10 protein-coding genes are annotated in these 13,423 nt (G+C 61.5%); 6 read left to right on the top strand and 4 right to left on the bottom strand.

Features of this window, described 5'->3' with window-relative positions; all coding sequences use genetic code 11:
- The first annotated feature begins 135 nt into the window (after positions 1-135).
- The 6 genes from J3P73_RS22740 (at position 136) to J3P73_RS22715 (ending at position 8,240) form a co-directional block, all read left to right on the top strand.
- A complete protein-coding gene (locus tag J3P73_RS22740) occupies positions 136-615 on the top strand; it encodes a formate dehydrogenase subunit gamma (protein ID WP_130692910.1) in 480 nt (159 codons plus the stop codon).
- Positions 612-2,168: a formate dehydrogenase beta subunit gene (locus J3P73_RS22735; protein ID WP_130662362.1), complete on the top strand. Its 1,557-nt coding sequence runs from the start codon at positions 612-614 to the stop codon at positions 2,166-2,168. The genes J3P73_RS22740 and J3P73_RS22735 overlap by 4 nt, the downstream gene beginning before the upstream one ends.
- Before the next feature lie 57 nt (positions 2,169-2,225).
- Complete coding sequence (fdhF, locus tag J3P73_RS22730) at positions 2,226-5,105, top strand: formate dehydrogenase subunit alpha (RefSeq protein WP_130665201.1); 2,880 nt, start codon at positions 2,226-2,228, stop codon at positions 5,103-5,105.
- A gap of 190 nt (positions 5,106-5,295) precedes the next feature.
- Complete coding sequence (gene fdhD / locus J3P73_RS22725) at positions 5,296-6,120, top strand: formate dehydrogenase accessory sulfurtransferase FdhD (RefSeq protein WP_024323358.1); 825 nt, start codon at positions 5,296-5,298, stop codon at positions 6,118-6,120.
- A complete protein-coding gene (locus tag J3P73_RS22720; RefSeq protein WP_018069022.1) occupies positions 6,110-6,346 on the top strand; it encodes a formate dehydrogenase subunit delta in 237 nt (78 codons plus the stop codon). Before fdhD ends, J3P73_RS22720 begins: the two co-directional genes overlap by 11 nt.
- Positions 6,347-6,581: 235 nt before the next feature.
- Entirely contained in the window at positions 6,582-8,240 is a 1,659-nt protein-coding gene (locus J3P73_RS22715; RefSeq protein WP_024323357.1) for an OFA family MFS transporter, read from the top strand.
- 121 nt (positions 8,241-8,361) lie between these two features.
- Here the strand turns inward: J3P73_RS22715 and J3P73_RS22710 are convergent, their stop codons facing one another.
- From J3P73_RS22710 to rocF, 4 genes are all read right to left on the bottom strand, one after another.
- Positions 8,362-10,122 (bottom strand): methyl-accepting chemotaxis protein, encoded by a 1,761-nt coding sequence (locus J3P73_RS22710; RefSeq protein WP_024323356.1) that lies wholly within the window; start codon positions 10,120-10,122, stop codon positions 8,362-8,364.
- Between the two features lie 312 nt (positions 10,123-10,434).
- On the bottom strand, positions 10,435-10,911 hold the full coding sequence (locus tag J3P73_RS22705; RefSeq protein ID WP_003543427.1) for a chemotaxis protein CheW: 477 nt from the start codon (positions 10,909-10,911) through the stop codon (positions 10,435-10,437).
- 296 nt (positions 10,912-11,207) lie between these two features.
- Positions 11,208-12,407 (bottom strand): ornithine--oxo-acid transaminase, encoded by a 1,200-nt coding sequence (gene rocD, locus J3P73_RS22700; protein ID WP_018069019.1) that lies wholly within the window; start codon positions 12,405-12,407, stop codon positions 11,208-11,210.
- 32 nt (positions 12,408-12,439) lie between these two features.
- Positions 12,440-13,375 (bottom strand): arginase, encoded by a 936-nt coding sequence (gene rocF, locus J3P73_RS22695; protein ID WP_024323355.1) that lies wholly within the window; start codon positions 13,373-13,375, stop codon positions 12,440-12,442.
- Positions 13,376-13,423: the final 48 nt, after the last annotated feature.

Here is a 13,423-nt window from a genome sequence, read left to right as displayed (position 1 = left end):
AGAAAAAAACTATCAAGCAACGAGATAGCTTTATTGATCGCTGGCTGCTTCCCTGAGATGGTGGTTGCGGAAATAGCACTCGGCCGGGGGAGGCCCGCTAATTCGCAACGAGCAAGCCGCTGGGAGGGCTGCCTTATGACCATTCATATCGCCGAAGGCGATATTGCAGCGCGCACCCGAGCCATCGTCGCCGATCTTCGCTTTCTCGAAGGGCCGCTGCTTCCTATTCTGCACGAGGTTCAGCAGGAATTCGGTTATGTGCCGCAGGAAGCCATGCCCGTCATCGCGGAGGAATTGAACCTCTCCCGTGCCGAGGTGCATGGCGTGGTGACCTTCTATCACGATTATCGCGATCATCCTGCCGGCCGGCACGTGCTGAAGCTCTGTCGCGCCGAAGCCTGTCAGTCGATGGGCGGTGATGCGTTGGCCGAGCGCGTCAAGACACTGCTCGGCATCGATTTTCATCAGACGACGCTCGATGGCGGCGTGACGCTGGAGCCGGTCTACTGTCTCGGGCTCTGCGCCTGCGCGCCGGCGGTGATGCTCGACCGCGAGGTCTATGGCCGGGTCGACGATCAGACGGCGGCGGAAATCGTCGCGGAGGCACGCCGATGACGGTCAGGATATATGTTCCGCGCGATGCCGCAGCGCTGGCGCTCGGGGCCGAAAAGGTGGCAAAGGCGATTGCCCAGGAGATCGCCGCCCGCGGCTTCGATGCCGAGATCGTGCGCAACGGCTCGCGCGGAATGTTCTGGCTGGAGCCGCTGGTCGAGGTCGAGGTTGCCGGCAAGCGCATCGGCTATGGACCGGTGAAGTCAAAGGATGTGCCCGATCTGTTCGATGCCGGGATGATTGATGGAGGCGAGCATCGGCTCTGTCTCGGGGAGGTTGAAGACCTCCCGTTCCTCAAGGAACAAACTCGCCTGACCTTCGCCCGCTGTGGCGTCATCGATCCGCTTTCGCTTGGCGATTACGAGGCTCACGGCGGCCTCGCCGGCCTTCGCCGCGCCATTTCGATGACTTCAGCCGACGTGGTCAAGGAAGTCACGGACTCCGGCTTGCGCGGGCGCGGCGGTGCGGGTTTCCCGACGGGCATCAAGTGGAAGACCGTTCTCGATGCAATCGGTGAACGCAAATATATCGTCTGCAATGCCGATGAAGGCGATAGTGGCACCTTCGCCGACCGGATGATCATGGAGGGCGATCCCTTCGTGTTGATCGAGGGCATGGCGATATCAGGGCTTGCAACCGGGGCAACGAAGGGTTTCGTCTATACGCGCTCGGAATATCCGCAAGCGATCGCTGTCATGACCGAGGCCGTCGGCATCGCACGCCAGGCCGGCATTCTCGGGCCATCGGTGCTCGGCTCAGGCCGCGCCTTCGATATCGAAGTGCGCACCGGCGCCGGCGCGTATGTCTGCGGCGAGGAGACGGCGCTGCTCAACAGCCTCGAAGGCAAGCGCGGCATCGTGCGAGCCAAGCCGCCGCTGCCGGCGCATAAGGGGCTGTTTAACTGTCCGACCGTCATCAACAACGTGATCTCGCTGGCTTCGGTGCCCGTCATCATGGAAAAGGGTGCGGCCTTCTACCGCGATTTCGGCATGGGCCGCTCACGCGGCACCATCCCGCTGCAGATTGCCGGCAATGTCAGATATGGCGGCCTCTTTGAGACGGCCTTTGGTCTTTCGCTCGGAGATATCGTCGACAGGATCGGTGGCGGTACGGTGACGGGACGGCCGGTCAAAGCCGTGCAGGTCGGCGGACCGCTCGGCGCCTATTTCCCGCGGGCGCTGTTCGACACGCCATTCGATTACGAATCCTTCGCTGCCAAGGACGGGCTTATCGGCCATGCCGGCATCGTCGTCTTCGACGACACGGCCGATATGCTGAAGCAGGCGCGTTTCGCGATGGAATTCTGCGCCGTCGAAAGCTGCGGCAAGTGCACGCCCTGCCGCATCGGCTCGACGCGCGGCGTGGAGACGGCCGACAAGATCGCTCACGGCATCGAACCGGAGAAGAACCGGGTGCTGCTTGCCGATCTCTGCAATACGATGAAGTTCGGCTCGCTCTGTGCGCTGGGTGGTTTCACGCCCTATCCCGTGATGAGCGCCATGACGCATTTCCCGGAGGATTTTTCGCCGGCACCTCTGGTGGAGGCGGCGGAATGACGAGTTTTTCATGGAACGCCTGCGCTGACCTCACCATCTCAAGCAAGGAGACCAATCATGTCTCTCATCCATGAAATCGACTACGGCACTCCTGCTTCGAAATCCGAGGCCATGGTGAGGCTCACCATCGACGGACAGCAGATCAGCGTGCCGGAGGGCACCTCCATCATGCGCGCCTCGATGGAAGCCGGCATCAAGGTGCCGAAGCTCTGCGCCACCGATATGGTCGATGCTTTCGGCTCCTGCCGGCTCTGCCTCGTCGAGATCGAGGGTCGCAACGGCACGCCCTCTTCGTGCACGACGCCGGTGGCGGCAAACATGGTGGTGCACACGCAGACGGGGCGGCTGAAGGATATCCGCCGCGGCGTGATGGAACTCTATATTTCCGACCATCCGCTCGACTGTCTCACCTGCGCGGCCAACGGCGATTGCGAATTGCAGGACATGGCAGGCGCCGTCGGCCTGCGCGATGTGCGCTACGGCTATGAGGGCGACAATCACGTCAAGGCGCGCAGCAATGGCGACATCAATCTGAAATGGATGCCGAAGGACGAATCCAATCCCTATTTCACCTATGATCCCTCCAAGTGCATCGTCTGTTCGCGCTGCGTGCGCGCCTGCGAGGAGGTGCAGGGCACCTTCGCGCTGACGATCGAGGGCCGCGGCTTCGGCTCACGCGTTTCGCCCGGCATGCACGAGCATTTCATCGATTCCGAATGCGTTTCCTGCGGCGCCTGCGTCCAGGCCTGCCCGACGGCGACGCTGACGGAGAAATCGGTGATCCAGATCGGCCAGCCGGAGCATTCGGCTGTCACCACCTGCGCCTATTGCGGCGTCGGCTGTTCTTTCAAGGCGGAGATGCGCGGCGAGGAACTGGTGCGCATGGTGCCGTGGAAGGACGGTCAGGCCAATCGCGGCCATTCCTGCGTCAAGGGCCGCTTCGCCTATGGCTACTCCACCCACAAGGACCGCATCCTCAATCCGATGATCCGCGAAAAGGTCAGCGATCCCTGGCGGGAAGTGAGCTGGGACGAGGCCTTCGCGCATGTGGCGCTGGAGTTCCGCCGCATCCAGTATCAATACGGCCGCGAGGCGATTGGCGGCATCACCTCGTCGCGTTGCACCAATGAGGAAACGTATCTGGTGCAGAAGCTGATCCGCGCCGGCTTCGGTAACAACAATGTCGATACCTGCGCCCGCGTCTGCCATTCGCCGACCGGCTACGGTCTCGGCCAGACGTTCGGCACGTCGGCGGGTACGCAGGATTTCGACAGCGTCGAGCATTCGGATGTCGTCGTCGTTATCGGCGCCAATCCGACCGACGGGCATCCGGTGTTCGGCTCGCGGCTGAAGAAGCGGCTGCGCCAGGGCGCCAAGCTCATTGTCATCGATCCGCGACGTACCGATATCGTCCGCTCGCCGCATATCGAGGCCTCGTATCATCTGCCGCTGAAGCCCGGCACCAATGTCGCGGTCATGACGGCGCTGGCGCATGTGATCGTCACCGAAGGCCTCTTTGACGAGGCGTTCATCCGCGAGCGCTGCGACTGGTCGGAGTTCGAGGACTGGGCGGGCTTCGTCGCCGAACCGCAGCATAGTCCCGAGCAGACCGAGACCTTCACCGGCGTGCCGGCCGCGGATCTGCGCGGCGCGGCACGGCTCTATGCCAAAGGCGGCAACGGTGCGATCTACTACGGCCTCGGCGTCACCGAACACAGCCAGGGCTCGACCACGGTCATCGCGATCGCCAACCTGGCGATGGCGACCGGCAATATCGGCCGTCCCGGCGTCGGCGTGAACCCGCTGCGCGGCCAGAACAATGTGCAGGGTTCCTGCGACATGGGTTCCTTCCCGCACGAACTGCCGGGCTACCGGCACATTTCCGACGATGCGACGCGCGATATCTTCGAAAAGCTCTGGGGCGTGAAGCTCAACAACGAGCCGGGCTTGCGTATTCCGAACATGCTGGATGCGGCAGTCGACGGCTCCTTCAAAGGCATCTACATCCAGGGCGAAGACATCCTGCAGTCCGATCCCGATACCAAACATGTCGCGGCCGGGCTTGCGGCGATGGAATGCGTCGTCGTGCAGGACCTGTTCCTCAACGAGACCGCCAATTACGCTCATGTCTTCCTGCCGGGCTCAACCTTCCTCGAGAAGGACGGCACCTTCACCAATGCCGAACGACGCATCAATCGCGTGCGCAAGGTGATGTCGCCGCGCAACGGCTATGGCGACTGGGAAGTGACGCAGAAGCTTGCCCAGGCGATGGGGCTCGACTGGAATTACACCCATCCGTCGGAAATCATGGACGAGATCGCCGCGACGACGCCGAGTTTTGCGATGGTCTCCTACGACTATCTCGAAAAAATGGGCTCGGTGCAGTGGCCCTGCAACGAGAAGAACCCGCTCGGCTCGCCGATCATGCATGTCAATGGCTTCGTGCGCGGCAAGGGCAAGTTCATCCGCACCGAATATGTGGCGACCGACGAGCGCACCGGTCCGCGCTTCCCGCTGCTGCTGACAACCGGCCGCATCCTCAGCCAGTACAATGTCGGGGCGCAGACGCGGCGGACCGAGAATGTCGTCTGGCATGCGGAAGACCGGCTGGAAATCCATCCGCACGATGCCGAGCAGCGCGGCGTTCGCGACGGCGACTGGGTGAAGCTCGGCAGCCGCTCCGGCGACACGACCCTTAGGGCACTGATCACCGATCGCGTCGCGACGGGTGTCGTCTACACGACCTTCCATCATCCCAATACGCAGGCGAACGTCATCACCACCGATTTCTCCGACTGGGCGACGAACTGCCCGGAATACAAGGTGACGGCGGTGCAGGTCTCGCCCTCCAACGGGCCGAGTGAATGGCAGCTGGAATATGACGAGCAGGCGCGTCAGTCACGCCGCATCGCCGGCAAACTCGAGGCGGCGGAGTGACGATGTGGGGGCGGTCTGGTGTGGCTTTCCCTTCTCCCCTCGGGGAGAAGGTGCCCGGAGGGCGGATGAGGGGGCGGCTCGGCAAATGCGACCTCGCTTTCGCTCGTTCGTTCGCTCCTATTGTCGCTCACCCCCTCATCAGCCCTGACGGGCATCTTCTCCCCGCGGGGGAGAAGATGGAGTTTGCATCATGACCTTCACCGTCACTGCCCATGCCCCCGAAACCGCCCGCCGCAACGGCATCCTGCAGACCGGTTCGCGAATCGTGCCGGAAGAGGTGCCGATCGCCTTTTCCTATGGCGGCAGTTCGCATGCGGTGATGATGGCAACGCCTGCGGATCTCGAGGATTTTGCCGTCGGATTCAGCCTGACCGAAGGCATCATTGCCGGGCCGGCGGAGATATCGGGCATCGAGGTCGTCGAGGGTGAGCAGGGGATCGATGTGCAGGTGAGCCTGGTCGACGACGTCGCCGATCGGCTGCGGGCACGGCGCCGCAGCATGGCAGGGCCGGTCGGCTGCGGGCTTTGCGGCATCGAATCGATCGAACAGGCGGTACGGCCGGTGCCTGACGTTTCGACATCGCCGTTGGCATTGTCGCATGCGGATATCGTCCGCGCCATTTCGCTTCTGAACGAGGCACAGCCGCTGCATCATGAGACGCGGGCGGTGCATGGCGCCGGATTCTATCGTCCCGGCAGCGGGCTGGTTGCCGTGCGCGAAGATGTCGGCCGGCACAATGCGCTGGACAAGCTCTGCGGCGCCGTCATCCGCGCCAGTGAAAGAGGCGGGGACGGTGCCGTTGTCGTCACCAGCCGGCTCTCCGTCGAGATGGTGCAGAAGGCGGCGATCCTCGGCAGCCCGGTGCTCATCGCCATATCGGCGCCGACGGCTCTCGCCATCCGCACGGCCGAAGAAGCCGGCATGACGCTCGTCGCGCTGGTGCGCGGCGAGGATTTCGAGATCTTCACCCACCCGCACCGCATCTCGCCCGGAAGCATTGCCGATGTCGCATGATACCAAGACCAAGCTCGTCTATATGGCAAACCAGATCGCCACCTTCTTCAAGAGCCAGCCGCAAAGCGAGGCCGCGCAGGGGGTCGCCACCCATATCAACAAATTCTGGGACCCGCGCATGCGGCGGCAATTGTTCGAAATTCTGGAGAATGAGGAAAACGGCCTGGATGCGCTCGTGCTTCAGGCCGCTCCTCTGATCCGAAAGCCGGAGCCGGTGACACACTAAAGCGCGTCGCAATCTTTCAGATTGGCTTCTCGCGCTTTAGGTCTTTATTTCCAACGCATGTCGTTACCGTAAAACCGCTGCACACTTTTGCGCGCCATGCTTAGGTCCGATAACCAGCATCGGCCCATGCGGGAGGGGAGGCAGGAGCAAGCTGCCTACGCATGCGCCGGTGACAATAAGTCTGAATCAAGCCAGGTCCGAATCAAGCCAGGTCCGAATCAAGGAGGAGTTGTTCATGGTAGCAGCGGGAACACGTACAGACGGGGCGTTGGCGGGGGTAGGCCTGCTCGATCGTGAAAGGATCGTCGCAAGGCCCGGGTTCAATCGGTGGCTGGTGCCGCCGGCCGCGCTCGCCATCCATCTCTGCATCGGCATGGCCTATGGTTTCAGCGTCTTCTGGCTGCCGCTTTCCAAGTCGCTCGGGATCACGGCCTCGACGGCCTGCCCCGATCTGACACTCGCCTCGGCGCTGTTCACCACGACCTGCGACTGGCGTGTTGCCGACCTCGGCTGGATCTATACGCTGTTCTTCGTTCTGCTTGGTTCATCCGCCGCCATCTGGGGCGGCTGGCTTGAGCGCGCCGGTCCGCGCAAGGCGGGCGTCGTTTCCGCCTGCTGCTGGTGCGGCGGCATCATTCTTGCCGCGATCGGCGTCATCACCCATCAGCTCTGGATGATGTGGCTCGGTGCCGGCGTTATCGGCGGCATCGGTCTCGGCCTCGGCTACATCTCGCCGGTCTCGACGCTGATCAAGTGGTTTCCCGACCGGCGCGGCATGGCGACCGGCATGGCGATCATGGGCTTCGGCGGCGGTGCGATGATCGGCGCCCCGCTTGCCAACCTGCTGATGAACGCCTTCAAGACCGACAGTTCGGTCGGCGTCTGGCAGACCTTCATCGTCATGGCGGCGATCTATTTCGTATTCATGATGGGCGGCGCCTTCGGCTATCGCATTCCGCCGGCAGGCTGGCGTCCTGAGGGTTGGACACCGCCTGTGGCCAAGAGCACAATGATCACCACCAAACATGTGCACCTCGGCGATGCCCACAAGACCAAGCAGTTCTGGCTGATCTGGGCGGTGCTTTGCCTCAACGTTTCGGCCGGTATCGGCGTTCTCGGCATGGCCTCGCCGATGCTGCAGGAAATCTTCGCCGGCTCGCTGATCGGCCTGCCGGATGTCGGCTTCGCCCAGCTCGACGCCGGGCAGAAGGCATCGATCGCCACGATCGCCGCCGGTTTTGCCGGTTTGCTGTCACTCTTCAACATCGGTGGACGGTTCTTCTGGGCGTCGCTGTCCGATAAGATCGGCCGCAAGAATACCTATTATTGCTTCTTCGTCCTCGGCATCGTGCTCTATGCGCTGGCGCCCACTTTCGCAGGCATGGGCAACAAAGCGCTGTTCGTTCTCTCCTTCGGCATCATCCTGTCGATGTATGGCGGGGGCTTTGCGACCATCCCGGCCTATCTTGCCGATATTTTCGGCACGCAGTTCGTCGGCGCCATCCACGGCCGGCTGCTGACGGCCTGGGCAACGGCCGGCATCGTCGGTCCGGTCGTCGTCAACTATATCCGCGAAGCGCAGATTGCAGCCGGCGTAGCGCCCGGTCCAACCCTTTATACCGGCACCATGTATATCCTCGCCGGCATGCTGGCGCTCGGGCTTATTGCCAATTCGCTGATCAGGCCGCTTTCGGACAAATGGTTTATGTCCGATGAGGAGGTCGCTGCGCTGCAGGCGAAGTCGGCGGCCGTCAATGCAGGGCCGACGGGTTCCTTCGGCATCGGCACAGGCGGGCTGGACGCCAAGGCGATGCTTGCCTGGGCCGTCGTCGGCATTCCGCTGCTCTGGGGTGTCTGGGTGACGCTGAGGGCGACTTTTGCGCTCTTTGGGTAACCCATCAAAGCGCGCCGCATGGGTATCATGCGACGCGCTTATCTTCGTATGCAGCTCAACGTGATCAAAGTGCCGCCGCTTTGCGGCGGCACGGTAAAATGGTCATGCGGGGAGACCGCGATCAGAACTCTTCCCAGCTCTGGGCTGTTGCTCCGGCAGCGCCGTGCGCCTTTGCGACACGTGAAACGAGATGCAGCGCCGGCGAACCCGTCTGTCTTGCCTCATGCCTGCCGGCGGTCTGGGTCTGGCCCGGCAGACGGAACCTCGTCAGCAGCACACGCAGCGTTTCGGCTTCCTTCGCAAGACTGTGGCTGGCGGCGGTGCTCTCCTCGACCATCGCGGCATTCTGCTGGGTTGCCTGATCCAGCGTATTGACCGCCTGGTTGATTTCCTTGAGGCCGGTTGCCTGTTCCCTGGAGGCTTCGACGATGGCGACGACATTGCCGTCGATATCGCCGACCTGTGCGACGATCTCTTCGAGCGCCTTACCAGTCCGGCCGACGAGGCCGACGCCGTTCCTGACATGCTCGCCCGACGTGTTGATCAGCGCCTTGATCTCCTTGGCAGCTTTGGCGGAGCGCTGGGCCAGCTCCCGCACCTCCTGGGCCACCACGGCGAAGCCCTTGCCGGTTTCGCCGGCGCGGGCCGCCTCGACGCCGGCATTCAATGCCAGGAGGTTGGTCTGGAAGGCGATATCGTCGATGACGCTGATGATGTTGGTGATCTCGCGCGAGGACTGTTCGATCTGGCCCATAGCGGCGACGGCATTGCTGACAACGACACCGGATTGCTCGGCGCCCTGCTTGGTCATGGCGACGAGGCGGCCGGCTTCATCGGCGCGACGGCTGGAATCGTTGACGGTGGTGGTGATCTCTTCCAGCGCGGCTGCGGTTTCTTCGACGGAGGCGGCTTGCTGTTCCGTCCGCTTGGAGAAGGAATCCGCCGATGCGCCTATCTCGCGTGAGCCGGCGGCGATCGCGCTGGCATTCTCGCCGATCGTCTTCATCGTCTCGGCAAGATCTTTGATCGCAGTGTTGAAATCCTGGCGCAATTGCTCCATCGAGGGGACGAAGGGCGTGTCCAGCGTCCTTGTCAGATCACCTTCGGATAACTGACGCAGCGCGCCGCCGAGCAGAGAAATCGCGCTCATGCGCTGGGTGACGTCGGTTGCGAACTTCACGACCTTGTAGATCTTGCCGTCGGCATCGACGATCGGGTTATAAGCCGCCTGGATCCAGATTTCGCGGCCGTCCTTGCCGAAGCGGACGAATTCGTTGGCAATGAATTCGCCATTGGCGAGACGCCGCCAGAAATTGCTGTAATCCTCGGTGCTGACATAGGCCGGCTCGCAGAAGATGCTGTGATGCTTGCCGGTGATCTCGGCCAGGGAATATCCCATGGCTTTGCAGAAATTCTCGTTCGCGGTCAGGATCTCGCCCTTCGGGGTGAATTCAATCACTGCCTGCGACCGTGAGATCGCCTGAAGCTTGCCGGAATCCTCGACCGCCTGCTTCTTGGCGGCAGTGATATCGGCGGCGAATTTCACCACCTTGAATGGCTTTCCGCCCTTGAAGACAGGATTGTAAGAAGCCTGGATCCATATCTCGCTATTGCCCTTGGCAAGACGCTTGTAAGCACCGGCATCATATTCGCCGCGTCCGAGCCGCGCCCAGAAGGCGCGATATTCCGGGGTCGCCGTATAGGCCGGCTCGCAGAACATGCTGTGATGTTTGCCGACGATCTCGTCTAGGCGATAACCAAGTGCGTTGCAGAAATTCTCGTTCGCCTTGAGGATATTTCCCTTGAGATCGAATTCGATGATCGCCTGCGATTTGGAAATGGCATTGAGAATATATTTCGAATCGTAAGATAGACCAAACATTCTCGTCCCCATGAGATGAGCAGCAGCTTCTGCTGCTACGGCTGGTAAGGCGAAGCCGGTCGGGCGAGAAAAACCGGCGCCGGGAAGACAGCCGATAACCGGCTATTTTTCCTGTCTATCGGGAAACGTGTTGTCCTTATGCTTCGCAACCCATGCTGATGAAGTATGGTTAATATCCGGTATAGAAGGCATCTCTAATATTCAAATATCAGAGCCGAAAAAATGATGGTTGCGATTTAAATTTGCTTATGATGACGCAATAAAAAACCGCCCAAAGCGGGCGGCTTCTATTATTCGATTGTATGGTCCGAATCACGCCGCCAGTTCATCCGTCTCGTTTTCCTTGAACATCTTGGCGAGGTTCAGGAAGCAGATCATGCCGTTTTCCGAGGCAATGATGCCTTCGCAATAAGCGCGGTCGAAGGACGCGGTCACTTCAGGCACCGGCTGGACCTGGCTGGAGGAGATGGTGAGGATATCCGAGACGCGGTCGACCAGCATGCCGATGACCATGCTGTGAACTTCGGCGACGACGATGGCGCTGCGCTCATTGGCGACCGTGCTCTTCATGCCGAGCTTGAAAGCAAGATCGATGATCGGGATCACCGAGCCGCGCAGGTTCATGACACCGATGACATCGGCCGGTGCATGCGGGATCGGCGTCGACGGCGCCCAGCCGCGGATTTCGCGAATGGTCGTGGTCTTGACGCAGAATTCCTGATCATGCAGGCGGAAGGCAATAATTTCGAGCGTATCGCCGCTGAAGTTAGTCGAATTGATCGTGGCCATTAGAATTCTTCCCAACTGTCGTAAGCTAGGGCAGAAGCGGATGCGCCACCATTGGCGCGGACAAGCTTTGCCTTCATACCACGCGATGGCTTTGCGCTCGGCGAAGCATCGTTACGGTTATTGACGACATTAGCGAAAGAGTGTTGCCCAAATCTAAATTGGGCGACGAGATTGCGAAGGTTTTTATCTCGGATGACAACCAGGCGGTTTTGCTGTCGATCTCTTCCAGCCGATCTTTGGCATTCAGGATCTTCCAGGCTTCTGCGGGATAGTGAAGAAGAATTGCGCCGATTTACTCAGCCTATCGTCTTTTCAATCTGCGAGACGGCCCAATCCACCTGCTCTTTGGTGATGACCAGTGGCGGAGCGAGGCGAATCGTATGGTCGTGGGTATCCTTGGCGAGAAGGCCGCGCTCTTTCAGCGCATGGCAATATTGCCGTGCGCCGCCGGCTTCGGGTTCCAGCTCGATGGCCATCATCAGGCCACGGCCGCGCACGTCTCTGACGATGTTCGAGCGGATCGACCTGAGGCCTTCGGTGAAGTAGTCGCCCATGACAGCGGCGTTCTCGATCATGCCCTCTTCCGTCAGCACCTTGAGTGCGGCGCGCGCCACTGCGCAGGCGAGTGGATTGCCGCCGAAGGTCGAGCCGTGCTGGCCGGGCTTCAGCACGCCCAGAACTTCGGAATTCGAAAGCACGGCCGACACGGGATAGAAGCCGCCGGACAGCGCCTTGCCGATCAGCGTCACGTCGGCCTCGATGGCTTCGTGCTCCTCGGCCAGCAGCTTGCCGGTACGGCCGAGTCCGGTCTGGATCTCGTCGAGGATGAGGGTGACGTTGTTTGCCGTGCAGAGCTCGCGGACGCGGGTGAAATAACCCGCCGGCGGAATGATGACGCCGGCTTCGCCCTGAATCGGCTCGATCAGGGCGGCCACCGTATTGGCATTGATTGCGGCGGCGAAAGCCTCGGCATCGCCGAAGGGAATGATGCGGAAACCTGGCGTATAAGGACCGAAGCCGGCGCGGGCCTCGGGATCTGTGGAGAAACTGATGATGCTCAGCGTCCGGCCATGGAAATTATCGGCGCAGACGATGATCTCCGCCTTGCCCTCCGGCACGCCCTTGACCTCGTATCCCCATTTGCGCACCGCCTTGATGGCGGTCTCCACCGCTTCGGCGCCGGAATTCATCGGCAGGATCTTGTGCGAGCCGGTGAGAGCCGCGAGCTCTTCGTAGAGATAGGCGAGCTGATCGTTGCGGAAGGCCCGGGAGGTGAGCGTCAGCCTGCCTGCCTGCTCGACCATGGCGGCGAGGATCTTCGGATGACAATGGCCCTGGTTGACGGCGGAATAGGCTGAGAGGCAATCGAGATAACGGTTGCCGTCAGTATCCCAGACATAAACACCTTCGCCACGCGTCAGCACCACGTCGAGCGGCTTGTAGTTATGGGCGCCGAGCCGTTGTTCCGTGGCAATCAGTTTTTCCGATGTGTTCATGGCCGTTCTCCCTCCAGAGCATGATGCCAATTTTATGCGGCGCGTGTCGGGCGATCGAAGATGCGGCGGCCAAACAGGCTTGCCGTCAGCTCGACCAGGATGCGGGCGCTCTTGCCGCGATCGTCGAGAAACGGATTGAGCTCGACGAGATCGAGCGACGAGACGAGGCCGCTGTCCGAAAGCATTTCCATCACCAGATGCGCCTCGCGAAAGGTCGCGCCGCCCGGGACCGTCGTGCCGACGCCGGGGGCAATCTCGGGATCGAGGAAATCGAGGTCAAGGCTGACATGCAGCAGCCCGTTCGCCTTGGTCACAACATCGAGGATCTCACGCATGATGGCGCCGATGCCCTGCTCGTCGATCGCGCGCATGTCGAAGACATTGACGCCGTGTTCGTGGATTTCCTCGCGCTCGCGCGCATCGACCGAACGGATGCCGACCTGGAAGACATTCTTTGGATCGACGAACGGACGATCCTTCGGCAGGATCTCGGCGAACTCCGCCTCGCCGCAGAAGAAGGCGACGGGCATGCCGTGAATATTGCCGGAAGGCGACGTCGCCGGAGAATTGAAATCGGCATGGGCATCAAGCCAGAGGACGAAGAGCGGGCGGCCTTTGCTAGCGGCATAGCGGGCCATGCCGGAGACGCTGCCCATGGAAAGGCTGTGGTCACCGCCGAGAATCAGCGGAAAACGCCCGGAGGCGGCCACGTCGTGGACGCTGCTTTCGAGGGCGCGTGTGAAGGCGCCGACAATCCTCAGATTGTGGGCCTTCGGGTGATTCGGCAGGTCCATCGCCGGCACGATCCTGAGATCGCCGATATCGGCGACGTCATGGCCAAGCTCGATCAGCGTCTGGTCGACGCCGGCAATGCGCAGGGCCGCGGGGCCCATGGCAGCCCCCCTGCGGCCGGAGCCTTCTTCCAGCGGCGCGCCGATGAGGGTGACAGATCGCGATTGGGCATCCATTTCGAGGGCTCCGTGGTTGTGGCCTGTTTCGACCAATATTGGGGTAAA

Source organism: Rhizobium ruizarguesonis (assembly GCF_017357285.1).
GTDB lineage: Bacteria > Pseudomonadota > Alphaproteobacteria > Rhizobiales > Rhizobiaceae > Rhizobium > Rhizobium ruizarguesonis.
The sequence above is the reverse complement of the archived record's forward strand: the minus strand, read 5'-3'. Positions and strand labels throughout refer to the sequence as shown.